At 71.1% G+C, this 19,956-nt stretch carries 18 protein-coding genes; 9 read left to right on the top strand and 9 right to left on the bottom strand.

Annotated features, from left to right (window positions below):
- Positions 1 to 34: 34 nt before the first annotated feature.
- On the bottom strand, positions 35 to 1,585 hold the full coding sequence (locus VMS22_05845) for an acyl-CoA synthetase (GenBank protein HXJ33547.1): 1,551 nt from the start codon (positions 1,583 to 1,585) through the stop codon (positions 35 to 37).
- 461 nt (positions 1,586 to 2,046) lie between these two features.
- Positions 2,047 to 4,092 carry a hypothetical protein gene (locus tag VMS22_05840; GenBank protein HXJ33546.1) on the bottom strand — a complete coding sequence of 682 codons (2,046 nt, stop codon included), beginning with the start codon at positions 4,090 to 4,092 and terminating at the stop codon, positions 2,047 to 2,049.
- Between the two features lie 98 nt (positions 4,093 to 4,190).
- On the opposite strand from VMS22_05840, the gene VMS22_05835 reads away from it, so the two are divergent.
- Together VMS22_05835 and VMS22_05830 are read left to right on the top strand one after the other, a co-directional pair.
- On the top strand, positions 4,191 to 4,661 hold the full coding sequence (locus VMS22_05835; protein ID HXJ33545.1) for a hypothetical protein: 471 nt from the start codon (positions 4,191 to 4,193) through the stop codon (positions 4,659 to 4,661).
- Positions 4,658 to 5,032, top strand: coding sequence for a hypothetical protein (locus VMS22_05830; GenBank protein ID HXJ33544.1), 375 nt, complete (start codon positions 4,658 to 4,660; stop codon positions 5,030 to 5,032). The genes VMS22_05835 and VMS22_05830 overlap by 4 nt, the downstream gene beginning before the upstream one ends.
- On the opposite strand, the gene VMS22_05825 is transcribed toward VMS22_05830, so the two are convergent.
- The 3 genes from VMS22_05825 to VMS22_05815 are packed head-to-tail and all read right to left on the bottom strand — an operon-like array spanning position 5,008 to position 9,374.
- Positions 5,008 to 8,007, bottom strand: coding sequence for a VWA domain-containing protein (locus tag VMS22_05825; protein ID HXJ33543.1), 3,000 nt, complete (start codon positions 8,005 to 8,007; stop codon positions 5,008 to 5,010). The two genes, VMS22_05830 and VMS22_05825, sit on opposite strands and share 25 nt — an antisense overlap.
- Positions 7,979 to 8,788 (bottom strand): CbbQ/NirQ/NorQ/GpvN family protein, encoded by an 810-nt coding sequence (locus VMS22_05820; GenBank protein HXJ33542.1) that lies wholly within the window; start codon positions 8,786 to 8,788, stop codon positions 7,979 to 7,981. Before VMS22_05820 ends, VMS22_05825 begins: the two co-directional genes overlap by 29 nt.
- Before the next feature lie 37 nt (positions 8,789 to 8,825).
- Positions 8,826 to 9,374, bottom strand: coding sequence for a hypothetical protein (locus VMS22_05815; protein HXJ33541.1), 549 nt, complete (start codon positions 9,372 to 9,374; stop codon positions 8,826 to 8,828).
- Between the two features lie 77 nt (positions 9,375 to 9,451).
- Between VMS22_05815 and VMS22_05810 the strand changes: the two genes are divergently transcribed.
- Positions 9,452 to 10,417 carry an MBL fold metallo-hydrolase gene (locus VMS22_05810; GenBank protein HXJ33540.1) on the top strand — a complete coding sequence of 322 codons (966 nt, stop codon included), beginning with the start codon at positions 9,452 to 9,454 and terminating at the stop codon, positions 10,415 to 10,417.
- Between the two features lie 399 nt (positions 10,418 to 10,816).
- Here VMS22_05810 and VMS22_05805 read toward each other — a convergent pair whose 3' ends face one another.
- From VMS22_05805 to VMS22_05795, 3 genes are read right to left on the bottom strand one after another with little or no spacing between them, the layout of a single operon-like run.
- Positions 10,817 to 11,803 (bottom strand): phosphoribosylaminoimidazolesuccinocarboxamide synthase, encoded by a 987-nt coding sequence (locus VMS22_05805; GenBank protein ID HXJ33539.1) that lies wholly within the window; start codon positions 11,801 to 11,803, stop codon positions 10,817 to 10,819.
- A gap of 2 nt (positions 11,804 to 11,805) precedes the next feature.
- Positions 11,806 to 12,813, bottom strand: coding sequence for a TIGR03619 family F420-dependent LLM class oxidoreductase (locus tag VMS22_05800; protein ID HXJ33538.1), 1,008 nt, complete (start codon positions 12,811 to 12,813; stop codon positions 11,806 to 11,808).
- Positions 12,813 to 13,226, bottom strand: a complete 414-nt coding sequence (locus VMS22_05795) for a hypothetical protein (GenBank protein HXJ33537.1) — start codon at positions 13,224 to 13,226, stop codon at positions 12,813 to 12,815. The genes VMS22_05800 and VMS22_05795 overlap by 1 nt, the downstream gene beginning before the upstream one ends.
- A 112-nt stretch (positions 13,227 to 13,338) precedes the next feature.
- Between VMS22_05795 and VMS22_05790 the strand changes: the two genes are divergently transcribed.
- Genes VMS22_05790 through VMS22_05780 form a run of 3 tightly spaced genes read left to right on the top strand, consistent with a single transcriptional unit; the run spans position 13,339 to position 16,054 of the window.
- Complete coding sequence (locus VMS22_05790; GenBank protein ID HXJ33536.1) at positions 13,339 to 14,232, top strand: hypothetical protein; 894 nt, start codon at positions 13,339 to 13,341, stop codon at positions 14,230 to 14,232.
- 50 nt (positions 14,233 to 14,282) lie between these two features.
- Positions 14,283 to 15,149 carry an SUMF1/EgtB/PvdO family nonheme iron enzyme gene (locus tag VMS22_05785; protein ID HXJ33535.1) on the top strand — a complete coding sequence of 289 codons (867 nt, stop codon included), beginning with the start codon at positions 14,283 to 14,285 and terminating at the stop codon, positions 15,147 to 15,149.
- Between the two features lie 8 nt (positions 15,150 to 15,157).
- Positions 15,158 to 16,054: an SUMF1/EgtB/PvdO family nonheme iron enzyme gene (locus VMS22_05780; GenBank protein ID HXJ33534.1), complete on the top strand. Its 897-nt coding sequence runs from the start codon at positions 15,158 to 15,160 to the stop codon at positions 16,052 to 16,054.
- Positions 16,055 to 16,058: 4 nt separating this feature from the next.
- On the opposite strand, the gene glgC is transcribed toward VMS22_05780, so the two are convergent.
- The gene (gene glgC, locus VMS22_05775; GenBank protein ID HXJ33533.1) at positions 16,059 to 17,282 is read right to left on the bottom strand and encodes a glucose-1-phosphate adenylyltransferase; all 1,224 of its coding nucleotides are present in this window, start codon (positions 17,280 to 17,282) and stop codon (positions 16,059 to 16,061) included.
- Between the two features lie 98 nt (positions 17,283 to 17,380).
- Here glgC and VMS22_05770 point away from each other — a divergent pair, with 98 nt between their 5' ends.
- The 3 genes from VMS22_05770 to VMS22_05760 are packed head-to-tail and all read left to right on the top strand — an operon-like array spanning position 17,381 to position 19,947.
- The gene (locus tag VMS22_05770) at positions 17,381 to 18,064 is read left to right on the top strand and encodes a DUF1499 domain-containing protein (GenBank protein HXJ33532.1); all 684 of its coding nucleotides are present in this window, start codon (positions 17,381 to 17,383) and stop codon (positions 18,062 to 18,064) included.
- Positions 18,061 to 19,158: an L-dopachrome tautomerase-related protein gene (locus VMS22_05765; protein ID HXJ33531.1), complete on the top strand. Its 1,098-nt coding sequence runs from the start codon at positions 18,061 to 18,063 to the stop codon at positions 19,156 to 19,158. The genes VMS22_05770 and VMS22_05765 overlap by 4 nt, the downstream gene beginning before the upstream one ends.
- Positions 19,159 to 19,206: 48 nt before the next feature.
- The gene (locus VMS22_05760; GenBank protein HXJ33530.1) at positions 19,207 to 19,947 is read left to right on the top strand and encodes a GAF domain-containing protein; all 741 of its coding nucleotides are present in this window, start codon (positions 19,207 to 19,209) and stop codon (positions 19,945 to 19,947) included.
- Positions 19,948 to 19,956 lie beyond the last annotated feature (9 nt).

The raw sequence follows: 19,956 nt of genomic DNA, 5'->3' as shown, positions 1-19,956 counted from the left end.
CTCCCGACCCAAGACGTAGTCTTGGGTCGGAGTGCTAGATTTTCCGTTCGCGGCCGGCCCAGTAGGGATCGCGGAGCTTGCGCTTGTAGAGCTTGCCGTTGGGGTCGCGCGGCATCTCGGCGACGAAGTCGACCGACTTCGGCGTCTTGTACTTGGCGAGCTTGTCGGCGCAGAACGCCAGGATCTCCGCGGCGAGCGCCGGGCCGGGCGTGACGCCGGCCGCCGGCTCGATGACCGCCTTCACCTCCTCGCCCCAGTCCTCGTGCGGAATGCCGAAGGCGGCGGCGTCGCCGACCTTCGGATGCGTCAGCAGCACCGACTCGATCTCGGCCGGGTAGATGTTCGCGCCGCCCGAGATGATCATGTCGATCTTGCGATCGCGCAGGAAGAGATAGCCCTCGTCGTTCAGCTCGCCGACGTCGCCGACCGTGAAGAACCCGTCGCGCCGGTTGGCCGCCGTCTTCTGCTTGTCGCCGTGGTACTCGAATTCCTGCGTGCCGAGCGCCATGTAGACGGTGCCGATCTTCCCCGGGCCGAGGACGTTGCCGTCGTCGTCGTAGATGCGGATCTCGGAGCTGGGCCAGGCGCGCCCGACGGTGCCGGGGTACTGCAGCCACTCCTGCGGCGTGACGAGCGTCCCGCCGCCCTCGCTGGCGGCGTAGTACTCGTAGATGCAGTTGCCCCACCAGGCGAGCATGCCGCGCTTCACGTCGATCGGGCAGGGCGCCGCGGCATGGATCATGTGGCGCAGCGACGACACGTCGTAGCGGCGCTTCGCCTCGTCGGGGAGCGCCAGCAGGCGATGGAACTGCGTCGGCACCATGTGGCTCGTCGTCACGCGGTACTTCTGCGTGAGCGCGAGCGAGCCCTCGGGCGTCCACTTGTCCATCAGGACGACCGTGTGCCCGAAATGGAGCGAGCCGCCGGCGAACAGCAGCACGGCCGTGTGGTAGAGCGGCGAGCCGCACAGGTGGACGTTGTCGTCCTTCGGCTGGATGCCGAACATGCCGAGGAACATCCCGAACATCGAGAAGACCGTGTCGGGATCGAACGGCACCAGCGGCCGGCGCACGCCCTTCGGCCGCCCGGTCGTGCCCGAGGTATAGTTCATCACCTGGCCGGCGATGCGGTCGGGCGGCAGCGTGTCCGGCTGTCCCGCGCCGATCGCCTCGTAGGCGCGAAAGCCCGGCACGGCGCCGACCGTGAAGCGCGCGTGCTCGGGGAAGCCGACCTCGTCCACCGCGGCGCGGCAGGCGGGGCCGAACCGATCGGCGCCCACGAACACCTTCGCGCCCGAGTCCTTCACGATGTAGGCGATCTCGGGGCCCGTCAGGTGGTGGTTGATCGGCACCAGGTAGAGTCCCGCCTGCGCGCAGGCGAGATAGAGCTCGATCATGGGCGCGCCGTTCGGCAGCACGGTCGTGACGACGTCGCCCTTCGCGAGCCCGAGGGCGCGCAGGCCGTGCACGAGCCGGTTCGCACGCCCGAGCAGCTCGCCGGCGGAGATCCGCTCGTCGTCCGGCGTGACGAGCGCCAGGTGCTTCGGGTCCCGGGTCGCGAGATTCCAGAATCCGTACTCCGCCATGGGGCGGGGGTCGTACCACGCCGCCGGTGGGCGACACCACCGGGCGCGGCCTGCCGCCGTTGGAGCGCCGCCCCTTGCGCCCGACGCGCTTCCTCACGACGTTCGCCGCCGCCGCCTACCTCGTGTGGATGGTGTGCTTCTCGGTCCAGCAGTACGCCCTCGTCCTCGACATGCTCTCGCCGCTCCTGTGCATCCTCCTCCTCGGCTACCTGCGCGCCGTGGCGACTCGCCCCGCCCCAGCCCGGGCAATACCGCCTCGACGTGGACGTAGTGGAAGAGGGCGTCGCGTGGGCCGGCGAGCTGGCGCGAGGCGGCTCCGTCGACCTCACGGTCAAGTGACGGGCACGCCGCGCGTACCTAGCGTTGTCGCGCCGGCTTTGCCGGCCGCGACACCCCGCCCGCGCGTGACGGAACGCTCCACTCTCGCCCCCCGACCCGAGATGAAATCTCGGGTCGGGAAGCTAATTGCTCTTCGCCTTGAACTGCGCCGCGTCGTTGCGGATGGCGTTCGAGTACGTCGCCTCCCAGCACACGGGCGCGTCGGTGCGCAGCACGCGCACGATTGCCGGCCCCGTCAGCCCGAGCGTGGGCACGCCGAGGTTCGCGCCCTTGCCCTTCACGACGATCTTCGCCTGCCCGGCGCCGCCAGCCTTCAGCTGCACGACCGAGAGGCCGTCGGGGTCGAGCGCGCCATCCTTGTAGGTCCACCCGACCGGCGTGCCCTTCCAGCACGGCTTCGTGCCGCACGTGCCGCCCGCCGGCGCACGCGACGAGAGCCGCAGCGTCGGCTGTCCGCCCGGATGATCGATCACGCAGAAGACGTATCCGGTCGACGTCGCGGGGTTGCCGAAGTCCATCAGGTCGACGGCCCCGCTGCTCCGCCATTTGTAGGTCGCCTTGTCCTTGCGCGGATCGGCCCCGCCGTCCTTGAGGGCGATGGTCGCCTTGCCCGCCAGCGCCTGCTGGCAGCCCGGCGCCACCGGGAGGTGGCACCCGTTCGCGGCGTCGCACACCTCGCACGGGTCGCAGGTGGGCGCGGGGCCGCCGACGCACGTGCCAACGAAGCACGCGTCGTTCGTCGTGCAGGCATTGCCGTCGTCGCAGCCGGCCGTGTTGTTCGGGTGCGTGCACGTGCCGGACGCGTTGCAGACGTCGTTCGTGCACTGGTTGCCGTCGTCGGGGCAGCTCGCACCCGGCGTCTCGAACTGGCAGGTCGGCGAGCAGCAGTCGCCGCTCGTCGCATTGCCGTCGTCACACTGCTCGCTCGCCGTCGGGATGCCGTTCCCGCACGGATCGAAGACGTAGACAGTGCCGGACTGGAAGCCCGCGGCGCCGTCGAAGACCGCTCCGACGACGAGCTGGTCGCCGCGCGTCGCAAGGGCGTTGCCGAAGAAATCGGAATCGTCCGGCGTGGGATTGTCGATCGTCTGCAGGAGCGCCCCCGTGCCGGCGTCGAAGCGATAGACCACCCCGGAGAAGCCGTATGGCGGGTCGTTGTGCGTCGCCGCGCCGACCGCGATCGTCGTTCCGAGCGTGGTCGCGACGTTGCCGAAGAACTCGTTGGGACTCCCGCTCGGGTTCGGGATCGTGCGCTCCCAGGTCCACGTCGTATCGTCGAAGACGTAGAGCACGCCCGAATTGTCGGCCACGTCGTCGTTGCTGGTGGCGCTGATGAGGATCTTGCCGTCGCCGACGTTGATGCCGTCGCCGAAAGCCTCCCGGCCGGGCGACGGGCTCACGAACGTGTGCACGACGTCGCCGAACGTGAGGCTCGACGGCTCGGCGTCGTACATGAACACGGACCCCGTGAAGGCGCCCGCGGCGCTGTCGAAGGGCGCGCCGACGAGGATGTTCGTGCCGAGGGTCGCGAGCGAGTACTGACCCCATCCCGTCCCGAGCGGATTGATCGAGGCCGAGGTGAACTTGTGGAGGAACCCGCCGGTCGCGCCGTCGAAGAGGTAGACCGCGCCGGTCTCCGGTCCGGCGGGATTGTCGAACGACGCGCCGATCGCGACGTTGTTGCCGACCACGCGGACCGGTGCGCCGAAGCGTGCGAACTGCACGGGGGTCGGGGACACGAACGTGCGGATGAGGGCGCCCGTCGTGCCGTCGAGGAGGTAGACGGCGCCGGCATCGTCCTGTCCCGGCACGTCGTCGAGCGAGGCGCCCACGAGGATGTTCGGACCGAACGGGACCACGTACTCGCCGAAGAACGCATCCGACGTGGGCGTGGGAGCGTAGTAGGTCTGCAGGAGCGCGCCGGTCGTTCCGTCGAAGCGGTAGACCGCGCCGGCGTTCGACGCCATGGTGTCGTCGAGCGGCGCGCCGACGAGGATGTCGTCTCCGAGCTCCGCGACCGCGTTCCCGAAGAGGTCCTGCGCGTCGGGGGTCGTGGGGTTCGGGATCGTGAGCGCCCGAGAGTAGCTCGCGGCCGCGGCCGGCAGGGCGGCCAAGGCGAGCGCGAGGAGGGCGAGCGATCCCAGCAGGAGGCCGCGCGATGTACGCATGCCGTCGCGCATACGCGGGTCCAAAGCGGGCGGTCAAGGGAAAAGTGGACCACAACGCAGGTGCGATGCCCGCTCGGTGTGCTATCAAACCGACCTGCGTGCGCACGTACGGGTTCACGGTCTCGTCCATCGTGCCGGCGGCGCCGGGCGTAGTGTGGGATCGCGTCTCCACCTTCGAGGGCGTGAACGACGAGCTGATGCCGATCGCGCGCATGACGTGCCCGCAGGACATGCGCCGCATCGATCCCGCGACCGTCCCGCTCGGGCGGCCGTGGTTCCGGAGCTGGATCCTGCTCTTCGGCATCCTGCCCTTCGACTACGACCACCTGACGCTCCTCTCGATCGAGCCGGGCCGCGGGTTCCACGAATCGTCGGCGATGCTCACGCAGCGCCGCTGGGTGCACCAGCGGACGCTCGAGCCCGCCGCGGGCGGCACGCGCGTCACGGATCGCATCGAGTTCGAGCCGCGCCTGCCGCTCGTCGGCCCGGCGTCGCGCGCCGTCTTCCACGCCGTGTTCCGCCATCGCCATCGGCGTCTGGGACGCCATTTCGCCGGAGGTCGCGCATGACCCAGACCCTCCTTCGCGTCCTGGCGATCCTCATCGCCGTCCGCGGCATCGGCAACCTCTTGAAGCGTTTCGGCACGGGCTCGGGGCTCGTCGTCTTCGGCCGGCTGCTGCCGCGCGAGACGCTGCTTGCGCCGCTGCTGGGGCTCGTGATGCTGGCCTACGCCTACGGCCTGTGGACCCGCCGCGCCTGGGCGCTGCCGCTCGGCGTCGCCTACGCGCTCTTCGCGACCGCGAACCTCGCCCTGTTCCCGGTCGTGACCGGGCTCCCGCCCGGCATCACGATGCCGATGTACGCCGTCTACGTCGTCGCCGGCATCGCGATGAGCTGGGGCGCCGTCGTCCTGCTTCAGGCCGCGCGCACGAGCCGCTGATAGATGCGCGGCAGCTCGCGCGGCAGGTCGGCCACCCGCTCGATGATGACGTAGGCGTCGGGGTCGCACATCTCCCGCAGGTAGTCGTGCCCCGCGAGGTCGACCGTGATGCAGAAGGGTTTCACGCCCGCCGCCTGCGTCTCGCGCATCGCCGTCGCCGTGTCGCGGATGCCGTAGGTGTGGCTCTGGCGATCGTCGCCGTAGTCGAGGTCCTGCGGAAAGCCGTCGGAGATGAGGACCAGGTGCTGCGCGGGCGCGGTGAGATCGCGCATGAGCGTCGTCGCGTGACGGAGCGCCGTGCCCATGCGCGTCGAGCCCTTGGGCTCGATGCCGCCCAGCCGTCCCCGCACGGCCGGCGTCAGGCGCTCGCCGAACGTCTTCACCGGATACACCTCGACGCGCTCGCGGCCCTGGCCGGAGAAGCCGTAGATGGCGAAGGTGTCGCCGATCTCCTCGAGCGCGGCCGCCATGATGACGAGCGCGTCCTTCGCGATGTCGATGATGCGCTCGCCCTCGGCCCCCTCCGCCGCCTCGTCGGTCGAGGCGCTCATGTCGAGCAGGAACAGCGTCGCGACCTCGCGCTCCTGGCGCGTGCGCGCCGTGTAGAGCTTGGTCGACGCCGTGCCGCGCACGCGCCGCTCGACGCGCGCTTCGACGGCGGCGTGCCAGTCGATGTCCTCGCCGTCCTCGAGGCCGCGCACCGCGCGATAACGGTCGGGCCGGACCTGCTGGAAGCACCGCCGCAGCTCCGGGATCAGGTCCGCATGGCGCGCGAGGGCACGATCGTAGAAGACCCCCGCGTCGTCGGCGACCGGAACTTCGCGGAGCTGGCACCAGGCCGGGCGGTAGTCCGCGATCACGTGATCCCACTCGTCGTAGAAGTAGATGAGGCTGTCGTCCGCCGGATGCGGAACGCGGCCGGCGCGGCGCGGGCCGACGCCCTGCGCGCCGGCGCGTGCGAGCTCGCGGCGCTCGCCGAGGAGCTTGCCCATGAGCTGGGTCACGAAGAGACCGCTCGCGTCGAGATCGGTGCCCGACCCCTGTGCGAGCTCGCCGAGCAGCCCCGACTCGAGCAGGCGCTGCAGCTCCTCCAGCGAGAGCTGCGTGCCCGCGCCGTCGCCGGCGCGCCGTTGATCGAGCAGCACTTGTAGCTCGCGCAGCAGTTCTTCGGGCGGTCGCTCGGGCGAGCCCGGAACCGGGACCGCGCCCTCGTCGTCGACGTCGAGGCCGGTGGCGAACGGGCCCTCGCCCTCGCCGGCGTCGAGGAGGATCGGCAGGAACTCCAGGGCGGTCGGGTCGACGGCGGGTGGGCCCACCAGGTGCGCGAAGGCCGGCACCAGCCGCTCGGCGATCGCGAGCGCGTCGGCCGCGGTCGCCGCCGGCGACGCGAGTGGGCGCAGCGCCGGCAGCACGCCGATCGCCGCCGCGGCGAGCCAGGGGGCGACGCGGCGCTCGGCGGCGTGGGGATCCAGCGCCAGGGCGAGGAGCGCGTCGAAGACGACGGCGGACGGTGGATCGGCGTCGGCGGTCCAGACGGCGAGCAGGCGCCGGCAGGCCCACGCGAGCTCGCCCGCGATGCCAGGGTATTCGAGCGCCAGCCGGTGGGCGACGCGATAGCCGTCCGTCACCGCGAAGAGCTCCGAGAGCAGCGGCGGCGCATCCTCGACGGTGAGGGCCGCCAGCACCGTCTCGTCGGCATAGGTACCGTGCAGGCGCCGCCCCACGAGCAGGGTCGCGAGGACGCCGAACAGGCGCCGGTTGTCCTCGTACGAAGCCAGCACGTCGATCGTCGCCGGCAGCGCGATCGTCGCCTGCACGGGCGGGGGCTCGAACGGGCTGCGGAGCTGGAAGCGCCCGGTCGCGCGCGGCGTCGCCGGCGCGCCGGAGAGCATCTGCACCACCTTGCGAAGCACGCCCTGCGCCTCGTCGAGCGTCACCGCGACCGGCGACGCGGAGAGCACGGCGACGCTCGTGCGCGATTCGAGCGCGAAGTAGGCGCAGCCGGCATCGGCGTTCTCGGCGCCGATCGCGAGCCCGTGGTCGACCCACGCCTCGAGCCGGGGCGGCACGCGCTCCTCGAAGAGCATCGGCATGGCACGCAGGTAGGCGACCACGCCAACCGGGAACTCACGCGCGACGCGCAGCGCGGCGGCGAGGGCGACTGCCCGCGCCGCGCGCGAGACGTCGAGGGTGAGCGCGCCGACGATGGGCAGCAGCGCCTGGAGATCGGACGGGCGGACGTCGGCTGCCGCCGCGCCGAGCGCCGCCAGCAGGGCCGATCGCGCCTCCGGCGGCAGCGCCTCGATCGTGCGCGGCAGGTCGCGATAGTAGACGACCGCGGTCGGGACGTGGCGCCGCGCAAGCGTCCGGGCGGCGTCGAGCCATGCCCGGCGATCGTCGGGCGACCAGCTCGCGACCTCGGGCGCCAGCACGCGGAAGAAGAGCCCCTCGTCGAGCCCCGAGCGCAGGAGCGCCGCGAGCCCGCACCACGCGGCGACGTCGCCGGGTCCGAGCACGTCGGCGGCGATTGGGATCGCACCCACCATCGCCTGCGCGACGCGCTCGCCGCGCCAGCCTCCGTCGGCGCGCAGGCCGAGGAGCGCATCGGCGCAGGCGTCGAGCCATCCGGCGTCGACGTCGCCGGCCAGCGTCGCCGTCGTCTCGGCGAACGACGCGGCCAGCGCGGGCGCGCCCGCACCGATCCGCTCGATCGCCCGGAGCCACGCGGCGAACGGTGCGAGGCCGACGCGGCGCAGGCGCGCCGGATCGAGTCGCAGGTAGGCGAGAACGGCGCCGCTCGCGCCGCCGCAGTGGGCGGCGAGGTCGGCGCCGAGCTCGAGCCAGCGATCCGCGTCGGTGCCGAGCGCGGCGCGCATCGCGGGCAGCGTCACCTCGAGCTGGTCGGCGACGAGGCGCGAGACCGCCGCGAGACGCGCCGCGGTCGCGTCAGCCGAAGATCGCCCCCGCGACGTCATCGATGGCCCGCTGGCTGTCCTGGTCGTCGGTGAGCGCGTGGCTGACGGCGACGGTGCACGCCCGGCGCGGCGCGATGCCGCGACCCATGAGCTGCGCCGCGTACACGAGCAGGCGCGTGCTCACGCCCTCGGCGAGTCCGCTCGACTTCAGGTGACGCACCTTCTCGCCGAGCTTCGCGAGCCGCAGCGCCGCCTCGAGATCGAGCCCGCTCTCGTGCGCGACGATGCGCGCCTCGAGGTCGCGCGGCGGATAGTCGAAGTCGATCGCGACGAAGCGCTGGCGCGTCGACGGCTTCAGGTCCTTCAGCACGCTCTGGTAGCCGGGGTTGTACGAGAGCACGAGCAGGAAGTCGGGATGCGCCTCCAGGATCTCGCCCGTCTTGTCGACCGGCAGGATGCGGCGATGGTCCGTCAGCGGGTGGATGAGAACCACCGTGTCCTTGCGTGCCTCGACGATCTCGTCGAGGTAGCAGACGGTGCCCTCGCGGACGGCGCGCGTGAGCGGCCCGTCGATCCACACCGTCTCGTCGCCCTTGATGAGGTAGCGGCCGATGAGGTCGCTGCCGGTGAGGTCCTCGTGGCAGGCGACCGTGATGAGATTGCCGGGCACGTCGCCCGCGGGGGCCTCGCGGCGCGGGAGCGTGGCGGCCATGTACTCGACGAAGCGCGTCTTCCCGCACCCCGTCGGCCCCTTGAGCAACACGGGGAGCCGGGCCTCCCAGGCGGCGGTGAAGACCGTCACCTCGTCGCCGATCGGCAGGTAGAAGGGAACCGCGCTCACGGCGGCGAAGTCTAGGGGCGCCCGACCCCCGACGCAATCAGCCGGCGATCGCGGCGCGCACCGCGGCCGCCACGCGCTCGACCATGCGGGCCGTCGCGTGCACGATCCGGCTCCCGCTGAGCGCACCGGGCTCGCCCGGACGCGCCGCGCCGCGCGCCGTCTCGACGCCGACGAGGATGCGATCCCACCCGGGCGTCTCCGCGAGCGACGGGGTGCGCAGCGCGAAGACGAGCGTCGCCTGCTCCTCGGGCTCGAGCCGTCCGAGGATGTATGCGTTGACACCGCCGCGCTCGCTCGCGGCTTGCAGCGCCGTCGTTCCGTTGGCGCGGCGGAGCACGGGGAGGATGGCCGGGTTCGCGAGCGCGTCGCCGCGCAGGCCGACCTTCACCGATTCCTGTGCCGAGCGACCCGTGTTCGCGAGGTCGAGCGTATAGACGGCGAGACAGCCCGACGAGCCGCACGTGCTGACCGGCGGCGGCGTCGCGAACACGATCTCTTCGTCGGGAATGCCGGGGATCGGCAGCGTGCCGCTCAGCGTGAGCCACCCGACGCCCAGCACGACGAGCCAGAAACCCAAGCGAAACATGCCCGTCGCACTCTAGCCGAGAGACGGGCCGGCTGCACGACTTGCTCTTCCCCCGTATCACCCGGATAGTAGTGGTGGTGGTCAGGCGGTTGGTCAGGGGGCTGGTGGTGCTCGTGCTGCTCGCCGTGGCAGCCGTCGCCGGCCTCCTCCTGTGGACCCACTGGCTGGTGCAGCGCGAGCACGCGCCGCTGCCGCTCGTCGCCGACGTGATCGACCTCGGGAAGGCGCAGGATCTGCCGATCAAGGTCTCCGTCATCGAGACCGCGCACCAGCCGATGCCGCGCTCGTCGGTGCTCGATCCGAACCGCGATCCGAAGCCGCAGGCGCCCTACCTGATGACCCACCCCGCGTTCGTCGTGGAGTGGAGCGACGGGCGTCTCCTGCTGATCGACACCGGTCTCACGCGACAGGGCGCGATCGAGTTCGGCGATCTCATCCAGCGCTTCGGCGGCGCGGGGCCGATCGAGCCGCTCAAGACGACGGCCGCCGCGCTCGGCGACGCCGCGGCGCGCGTGAAGGGCGTCGTGTTCACGCACCTTCACATCGATCACGTGGATGGCCTGCGCGAGCTCTGCCCGCGCGTGGGGCACGGGATCAAGGTGTTCATGACCGCGCCGCAGCTCGACGTGTGGACGTTCACGACCTCCGAGGGCATGCGCATCGTCGAGGACGCCGGCTGCACCGAGCGCGTGCGCATCGGCGGTCAGCCGCTCCTCATGCTCGACGGGTTCCCGGGCGTCGCCGTCATCGCCGCCGGTGGCCACACGCCCGGCAGCCAGATCGTCGCCGTGGCCGTACAGGATCCGAGCGGGACGCCGAAGCTCTACCTCTTCGCCGGCGACACCGCGAACGCCATCGACGGCGTGCGCGAGGACATCTCGAAGCCGCTGCTCTACCGCATGGTGATGGTGCCCGAGGACGACGATCGCCTGGGCGAGCTGCGGCGCTACCTGCACGCGTTCGAGAAGGACTACGGCTTCACGGTCGTCGTCTCGCACGACGCCGGCCACCTGAAGGAGACCGGCATCCCCGCCTGGCAGTAGTTCCGACCCAAGACTTCGTCTTGGGTCGGGGAGGACGCGAGCGTGCGGCGTCCGTGGCACGCGCGACCGGCATGCCGCGGCCAGCCAAGCTGGCGCGGCAGATCAGATACGCCCGATGGGTTGCGGCGTCACGACGGCCGACGTTCGACGCAAACGATGCCCCAAGCAGGCGATGCGGTTTCGGCGCCGTCAGTTGCGCGGTCGGGCGAAGGTGTGGGGCGAGTGGAACCTCGTCGCGGCGGCGTGCAACCTGCGCCGGGTCTTCGCCCTCGGGGTCGCACCCGCATCAAACCGTCCGACGCCCGTCGCTCACCCGGTCCTCCCGACCGCCGTGTCGTGCCACCAACGCGACACCCTCGCGTCCGACCTCGACCCAAGACGGAGTCTTGGGTCGATCTCCTAGCCGCGCAGATACCGCTCGACGTTGTTCCGGATGCGCGTGTGGGGCTCGTTCGTGTCGGGCGTGAAGGTGCGACCGGTCACGAGCTCGAACGTCGCGATGTAGCGGCGCGCGGCCTCGACGCGGACGTCGTCGGGGAGGGCGGGGGGCGGACCGTCGCCGCGATAGCCTCGCTCGGTCGCGAGCCAGTTGCGGACGTATTCCTTGTCGAGACCGCGCGGCTCCTCGCCGCGCGCGAGGCGTGTCTCGTAGTCGTCGGCATACCAGTAGCGCGAGCTGTCCGGAGTGTGGATCTCGTCGATCACGACCAGCTCACCCTCGGGTGTCTTGCCGAGCTCGTACTTGGTGTCGACCAGGATGAGGCCGCGCTCGCGGGCGCGCTGCTGGCCGAACGCGAAGAGCTTCTCGACCATGACGGCGGCGGCGTCGAAGTCGGCGGCGGTGACGGCGCCGCGGCGCAGGAGCTCGTCGCGCGAGACGCTCTCGTCGTGGTCGCCCTTCTCGGCCTTCGTCGACGGCGTGAGGATCGTGCGCGGCAGGCGCTCGTTCTTGCGCATGCCGTCGGGCAGCTCGTGGCCGCAGAACTCGCGCGCGCCCTTCTGGTAGGCGACCCAGATGGACGTGGAGGTGACGCCGGTCAGGTACGCGCGCACGATGAACTCGGCGCGCAGCGGCGTGCATTCGCGCGCCACCATCACGTTCGGGTCGGGCACCGCGAGCACGTGGCTCGCGGCGACGTGGCGCGTCTCGTCGAACCAGTACTGCGCCATCTCGTTCAGCACCTGGCCCTTGAAGGGGATGGTGCCGAGCACCACGTCGAAGGCGCTGATGCGATCGGAGACGCAGATGATGCGGCGTCCGTCGCGGGTCGTGAAGTTGTCGCGCACCTTGCCCTCGTAGCGCGAGACGATCTCGGGCAGATCGAGCGTCGTGCGGTCGAGGGTCGTGCGGAGCTGAGCGCGGATCAGGTCGTCGGCGATGGCCATCCTCATCCTCCCCGGCGGACGAGCGGGATCACCCGCTCGCCGAAGTGACGCGCCTGGTCGAGCGAGCCGAAGTTGACGCACAGGAGCGCGAGCCCGTGCGTCTGCTCGCGGCGGCGGAGCTCCGCCGCCATCTCTTCCGGCGTCCCGATGAGGGCGACCGGATGCCTGCGGGTCTCGTCGGGCGAGAGGCCGAACACGCCCGAGATGCCGTTGGCCATTTGCTGGGTGTGCTCGCGCGACGTCGTGGGCATGTACGTGAAGACGGTCGACGCGAAGCGCACGCTGCCGGCCGGTCGGCCGGCGGCCTTCTCGGCGGCGCGTACGCGCGCGAGCTTCTCGGGCAGCGCAGCATCCGAGAATTTCCGGATCTCGTCGATGGTCGTCGTCCCGGCGGGCCCCAGCACCGGTACCATGTGGACGACGTCGGCCCACGCGCCGGCGCGCCGCAGGATGCCGTTGCCGCTCCCGCCGAGCATGATCGGGGGCCCGCCCGGCTGCACGGGCTTCGGCAGGCAGACCGCGTCCGCGACCTGGTAGTGCTCGCCTGCGAACGTGAAGCGCTCCGCGCGCCACAGGCCCCGCATGATCGTCACCGCCTCGTCCATCATGCGCAGGCGCTCGGAGATCTCGGGGAAGGGGAGGCCCATCATCTCGAACTCGGCGCGGGTCCATCCCGCGCCGACGCCGGCGACGATGCGCCCGCCGCTCGCCTCGTCGATCTGCGCGAACAGGCGCGCGTGCATGGCCGGATGGCGGAAGAGCATGCAGGCGACGTGGCTCACGAGCTTCACGCGACGCGTGTGCTGCGCAAGCGTCGCCAGCACGAAGAACAGCTCGTAGGCGGGCGTCTCCGTCTGGAGCGTCCCCAGCGCCTCGTAGACGTAGTGGTCCGGCGCCATGAGCGCGTCGAAGCCGACCGCCTCGGCCGCCTGCGCGGCGTCGATCATCGCGGCGACGCCGGTCTTGTCGCTCGGGGACTGGCCGCTCCCGAGCCCGATCGCGAACTCCATCAGCGCAGATCCGCCTGCCGGCGCGAGAGGAGCCGCGCCGTGCCGACCGAGACGCCGATCGCGACGATCGCGTACACGATGCCGAAGACCTGCCAGCCGACGCCCGCGCCGGGCGGCGGCGGCGTGCGGAAGTTGAAGAGGACCAGATTCGCGATCACGTACGCGACGTAGATCCACGCCATGGTGAGGGCGAACCGTCGCATGGTCCAGATGCCGGCGGCGTAGGCGAGCAGGTAGAGGCCGAAGAGCGGACCCAGGATCATGTTCGGCGTACCGGAGAGGCGCTTCCCGAAGAATACGAAGCCCGTCTGGTCGCCGCCGAACTGGAACGGCTTCACGATGTCCGAGACGGCGAGGATGCCGAAGAGGATGGCCAGGATCGTGAGGGCGGTGCCTCGCTGGGGTGCCGGCATGGGCCGGAGCCATAGCCCGAGCGGCGAGCGAGCGGAAGCGAGGGGCTAGGGATCGAGTCTGGTCAAGGCCGGGACGACCGGAGTATGACGGCGCCGGGAACTGAGAGCTGCGATGCGCGACGCTCTTCGTCTCGTGCTGGTCGGAGGTCTCGTCGGCGCGCTCTGCGCACCGGCGCCCGCCGCGCTGCTCTGCAAGAAGCGCTCGGGCGTCCTCGTCGTTCGAGAGGCGTGCAAGAAGAAGGAGGCACTGCTCGACCTCTCGCAGCTCGGCGTCCTCGGTCCGCAGGGGGATCCCGGGCCGGCCGGCCCGCCGGAGTGGGAGCGTCCATGTCCTCCCGATTCGGTGGCCGTCGGCACCGCGTGCATCGACAAGTACGAAGCGAGCGTGTGGAGCGTCCCGGCCGACAACACGACGCTCGTCGCGGCCCTACGGGCCGGGACCGCAAGCAGGGAGGACCTCGGTGCCGGCGGCGCGACCCAGATCGGCGCCGGCTGTGCCACCTTCTTTCCGGAGACCTTCCCGGTCACCGGCAACTGGACCGTGCCGCTCTACGCCGCGTCGGTACCCGGCCCGCCGACGTCGTGTGTCGGCTGGTTCCAGGCGGCGCAGGCGTGCGCGCTCGCGGGCAAGCGTCTCGCCACGAACGAGGAGTGGCAACGCGCGACCGCCGGCACACCGGACGGCGCGCCGTGCGTGGTGAGCGCCGGCTCGCCGGGCGACACCGGGACGGTGGGCTGCGTCTCCACGTGGGGTGCGCAGGACATGGTCGGGAACCTGAACGAGTGGGTCGCGGAGTGGGGCGAGGTGGCGGCCGGCTGCGGGACGTGGCCCAGCATGTTCGGCAACGATTTCTCCTGCGTGGGCGGCACCGGCGCGAACCACCTGCCAGCCATGCTCGCGCGTGGTGGCGGTTGGTCCGACGGGTCGCTGGCGGGCGACTTCACCGTCCTCTCGATCCTTCCCTCCGACTCCGGCGACGGACTCGGTTTTCGCTGCGCGCGGTGATGAGTTCATACATGTCTCGGATCATCTCTCTCGTCCTCGCTGGTGGAATGATGGCAGGGGTCTCCCCGTCCGCGTCCGGCGAGGTTCTGTGCACGAAGCGCAACGGCGTGGTCGTCGCGCGTGAGACGTGCAAGAAGAAGGAGGCGCCGCTCGACCTCGCGCAATTCGGTGCCGTGGGACCACCCGGCCCGAGCGGTCCGGACGGTCCGTTCGCCTGGGAGCGCACCTGCCCGCCCGACTCCGTTCTCGTGGGCACGGTGTGCGTCGACAAGTACGAGGCGAGCGTGTGGACCATTCCGGCCGTCGCCACCGACCTGGTCGAAGCGGTACGGGCGGGCACGGCGAGCGCGGCGAACCTCGTCGCTGCCGGTGCGACCCAGGTGAGTCTCAGCACGTCCTGCGCGCCGGCGCCCTCGACCGGCTTTCCTTCGACCGGCAACTGGACGGAGCCGCTCTACGCCGCGTCGGTGCCGGGCGTCGTACCGACGGGATGCCTCAGCTGGTTCCAAGCGGTGCAGGCGTGCGCGCTCGCGGGCAAGCGGCTCGCGACGAACGAAGAATGGCAGCGGGCGGCCGCGGGGACGCCGAACGTCGCGCCGTGTGTCTTCACGGGCACCGAGCCCACCGTCACCGGGACCCCGGGGTGCGTGTCCTCGTGGGGAGCGTTCGACATGGCGGGCAACGTCTACGAGTGGGTGACGGCTTGGGGCGACCTGGCGACGGACTGCACGAACTGGCCCCCGACGTACGGAAGCGACTACCTCTGCATCGGCGGGGACGGATCGAGCCACCTGCCCGGCGCGCTGAGTCGCGGCGGGAGCTTCGGATTCGGATCCGACGGCGGCATCTTCGCTGCCGTGGCCGGCTTCGCGCCGACGCTCTCGTCCAACGTCGTCGGGTTTCGCTGCGTGCGCTGAGGAGCCGGATGCGTACCATCGTCAGCTTCGCACTCGTGGCCGCGGTGATCGCGACGAACGGCGCACCGGCGCCAGCGGCCGTGCTCTGCAAGAAACGATCGGGCGTCGTCGTGGGGCGTGAGGCGTGCAGGAAGAAGGAGACGGCGCTCGACGTCGCGCAGCTCGGGGCCAAGGGCCCGGCCGGCGCTGCGGGGCGCGGCGGATGGGAGCGACCGTGCCCACCGGACTCCGTCCGGGTGGGCACCACGTGCGTCGACACCTACGAGGCGAGCGTGTGGAGCATTCCCGCGAACGCCGCGCTCGTGGGCGCGGTGCGAGCGGGAACCGCGAACGCCGCCGATCTCACCGCGGGCGGAGCGGGCCAGATCGGGAGCGGGGACTGCGGCACGGCCTTCCCCGACACCTTTCCGGCCACGGGCAACTGGACCTCACCTCTCTACGCGGCGTCGATACCGGGTGTGCTGCCGGCCGTGTGCGTCACCTGGTTCCAGGCGGTGCAGGCCTGCGCGCTCGCGGGCAAGCGCCTCGCGACCAACGAGGAATGGCAGCGTGCCGCCACGGGGACGCCCGGCGGTCCGCCGTGCGTCGTCGGCGGCGTCGCCGCGGGTCCCACCGGCACGCCGGGTTGCGTGTCCCAGTGGGGCTCCTTCGACATGGTGGGCAACGTCTTCGAATGGGTGGCGGACTGGGGCGACCTGGCGACGAACTGCATGAGCTGGTCCGTCGACTTCGGAGAAGACTACTCCTGCATCGGTGGAAGCGGGCCGACCACCCACCGGCCCGGCGCGTTCCTGCGCGGGAGCAGCTTCGACGGCAACCCGCCGAGCGTCGGAATATTCGCGATCACCAGCAGCCTCGACCCGACGACGGCCTCCAACGAGGTCGGGTTTCGCTGCGCGCGCTAGACGCTCAGCCGAGCTGCATCCCCTTCGGGATCACCACCACGCCGCCCTCGCTGACGGTGAAGCGCTTCCGATCCGCGTCGAGGTCGTAGCCGATCTCCATTCCCGAGGGGATCTTCACCCCCTTGTCGACGATCGTGCGGCGCAGGCGCGCGTGGCGGCCGACGTCGACGTCGTCGAAGAGGATCGACTCGGCGACGTCGGAGAAGCTGTTCACGCGCACGCGCAGGCCGAGGATCGAGCGGTCGACCCGGCCGCCGCTGATGATGCAGCCCTCGGACACCATCGAGTCGGTGGCGATGCCGACGCGGTTCGTCTCCTTGTCGGCGAACACGAACTTTGCCGGCGGGGCCGGAAGGAAGGCCGAGTAGATCGGCCAGGCCGGGTTGTAGAGGTTGAAGGTGGGCGTGACCGAGATGAGATCGGCGGAGGCCTGCCAGTAGGCGTCGATCGTGCCGACGTCGCGCCAGTAGCCGCGCTCGACCTCGGTCGCGGCCGGCACCGTGTTGGTCGAGAAGTCGTACGCGACGAGACGCCCGGCCTCGGCGAGCGGCGGCAGGATGTCGCGCCCGAAGTCGTGCTTCGATCCCTGGCGGTCGGCGTCCTCGGTCAGCGCGCGGACGAGCACGGCGGTCGAGAAGACGTAGAGCCCCATCGACGCCAGGCGCGTGCCGGACGCGCCCGGCGGCACGGGCGGTTTCTCGAGGAAGCCGGTCACGCGCATGTGCGCGTCGCATTCGACGATCCCGAACTGGCTCATGTCCTCCGCCGGCACCCGAATGACGGCCACCGTGGCGTCCGCGCCCGCGTCGGCGTGGAAGCGGATCATCTGCCGCACGTCCATCTTGTAGATGTGATCGGCCCCGAAGACGCAGACGTAGGGGGGCGCCTCGTTCTCGATCACGTCGAGGTTCTGGAAGACGGCGTCGGCGCTGCCCTGGAACCAGCGCGGTCCGAGGTTCATGGTGGCGGGGACGGGCGCCACGTAGTGGCCGAGCTGGGGCGCGAGCTGCCAGCCGCGCGCCAGATGCTGCATGAGCGATCCCGCCTTGTACTGCGTGAGCACGCTGATCTTGTTCACGCCGGAGTTGACGAAGTTCGAGAGGACGAAGTCGATCAGCCGGTAGCGGCCACCGAACGGCACAGCGGGCTTGGCGCGATCGCGCGTCAGAGGGTGGAGGCGCTTCCCCTCGCCGCCGGCGAGGATCATGGCGACGACGTTCGTGAGCATCGAGCCTCGGGGACCGTAGCGGACGCCCGGAACCCCGGTCAACGGTGCTCCCGCGCACGCCAGTAGGCACGCGGGCGGCGATGCGCTATGGCCGCGCGATGCGCAGCTTCATCGGATTTCTGGCCGTCCTCGCCATGCTGGTCGGGCCGCTGCTCTCCCACTTCGCGCTCACGCGGCCGCTCACGGGCTTCGCCGTCTTCGCTGTGGGCGGCATCGTGGCGACGCTGGTGGGCCTCTGGAGCCTCGTGCAGCTCGTGCGCGGGCGGGGCCTCACCACCGGGGGCGCGCTCGGGGTCCTCGCGGGCTTCGCGTTCTTCGCGATCGCGAGCCAGGGCCGGGGGCAGCCCCGGATCAACGACTTCACGACCGACACGGCCGATCCGCCGGTCTTCGTGTTCGCCACCAATCTCGGGCCGAACGTCGGCCGCGACATGGGCTATCCGGCGGCCTTCGCCGCCGTCCAGCAGGTGTGCTGCAGCGACCTGCGTCCCGCCAAGGTCGCGGGGCCACCGAACGTCGCGTACCAGCGTGCGCTGCGCGTCGCGAGCGACATGCCGGCGTGGCGCGTGACGCGCGCGGACGCCGCGAACTTCGCGATCGAGGCCGTCGCGACCACCAAGGTGTTCCGCTTCGAGGACGACGTCGTCATCCGCATCCGTCCCGAACCGGACGGGACGTCGCGCGTCGACGTGCGGTCGAAGTCGCGCGACGGGAAGGGGGACATCGGGGCGAACACGCTCCGGATCCACCAGTACGTGGATCGCCTCGAGGCTGCGAAGTGAAGGCGGGAGTCCTCGGGGCACTCGCGCTCGCCATCGTCGCCGCGGCTTGCGGGCCGCGCGGCCGGCTCGAAGATCGGACGACCGCCCCCTCGATTCCGTCCTCGGCGATCGAGAAGGTCGTCGATCTCGACTACCCGCCCGGCAACATCGCGGTGTCCGACACGGGCCGGATCTTCTTCACGCTCCATCCCGACGGCAGCCCGCCCGCGCAGGTGCACGAGCTCGTCGACGGCAAGCCGGTCCCGTATCCGTCCGCCGACTACCACGACTACCAGAGCGTGCTGGCGCTCCGCATCGATCGGAAGGGGCGTCTGTGGGCGCTCGACTACGCGAACTACGGCCGCGGCCAGCCGCGCATCCTCGCCTTCGATCTCGCGACGAACGAGGAGGTCCATCGCTACGACTTCCCGCCGGAGGCGGCCGGGTTCCTGTCGATGCTGAACGACTTCCAGGTCGATCCGGACGGTCGCTTCATCTACATCGCCGAGGCGAGCCCGATCCGGCAGACGCCCGCCATCATCGTGTACGACAGCGTCGAGAAGAAGAGCCGCCGCCTCCTCGACGGCCATCCGTCGCTGCTACCCAAGGACTACCTGATCCAGGCGCCGGGGCGCGACATGATCGTGCTCGGCTTCTACGCGTTGCACATCGGCATCGACACGATCGCCCTCGATCGCACGGGCGCGTGGCTGTTCTACGGGCCGGTGAACGGCGACCGCCTGTACCGCATCGCCACGAACGACCTGCGCGACGAGTCGCTCTCCCGAGCGACGCTCGAGTCGCGGGTCGAGAACTACGGGCCGAAGCCGCTCACGGACGGCGCCACGACCGACGACGCCCGCAACGTGTACCTGACCGACATGGAGCACTCGGCCGTGTTGGTGCTCGGCACCGACGGCCGGCTCCGCACGCTCGTGAAGGATCCGATGCTGCGCTGGCCCGACGGGCTCTCGTTCGGACCCGACGGCTGGCTCTATCTCACCTGCAGCTCGCTCCAGGACGTGCTCTTCGTCTCGAACGCGACCATGCGCGCCCACGCGCCGTATCAGATCTTCCGCTTCAAGCCCGGCGCGACCGCGCCAGCGGGCCAGTGAGCGCGTCCCGGCTTGATTCCGGGCGGCTTCCCGCCTAGTCAGAGCGCCGTGTCCTCGCTCGCGGAGCGGCTCGACGTCCTGTGCGAGGTGAACCGCCGCCTGGCCACGTTCGCGAGCCTGGATGAGCTGCTGGCCTACGCGACCAGGTGCACGCGTGAGCTGTTCGAGGCCGAGGGCTGCGCGCTGCTCCTGCTCGACGAGGCGCGCAAGGAGTTCCGCTTCCCGGTCGCGAGCCAGAGCGCTGCGAGCCACGTCTCGTCGGAGGGCCTGCGCGACATCCACTTTCCGGCCACGCAAGGCATCGCCGGGTGGGTGCTCGCCCATGGCGAGCCGATCGTCATCGACGATGCGCAGCACGACCCGCGCTTCTTTCCCGGTGTCGATGCGGCGACCGGCACGACGACGAAGGTCGTGCTCTGCGCGCCGCTGCGGACGAGCCAGGGGACGATCGGCGTGATCGAGGTCATCAACCCCCGCGGTCGCGGGGAAGGGGACCTCAAGTTCCTCGAGGCGCTCGGCAGCGACGTGGCGGTGGCGCACGAGAAGGCGGCGCTGTACGCCGCGCTCCGGCAGGAGGTGATGGGGCTCCGCCGTCTCGCCTGGCTCGGCGGCGTGACGCTCGGCGTCCTCGGCCTCGGGCTCATGGGGGCGGCTTTCGTCGCGAACATGGCGAGCGCCCTGCCACTGAGCGAGTTCGTGACCGCGCCCGGGGCGCTGCTGGGTCTGCTCGTGGGTGCGGCGGGGCTGCTGCTGGCGATCGGCGTGCGTAGCGTGCCGAGCGCGTCGTAACGATCCGGC

Source organism: Candidatus Eisenbacteria bacterium, from assembly GCA_035577985.1.
Taxonomy (GTDB): domain Bacteria; phylum Desulfobacterota; class Binatia; order DP-6; family DP-6; genus DATJZY01.
This window is presented reverse-complemented; position numbering and strand designations above follow the sequence as displayed.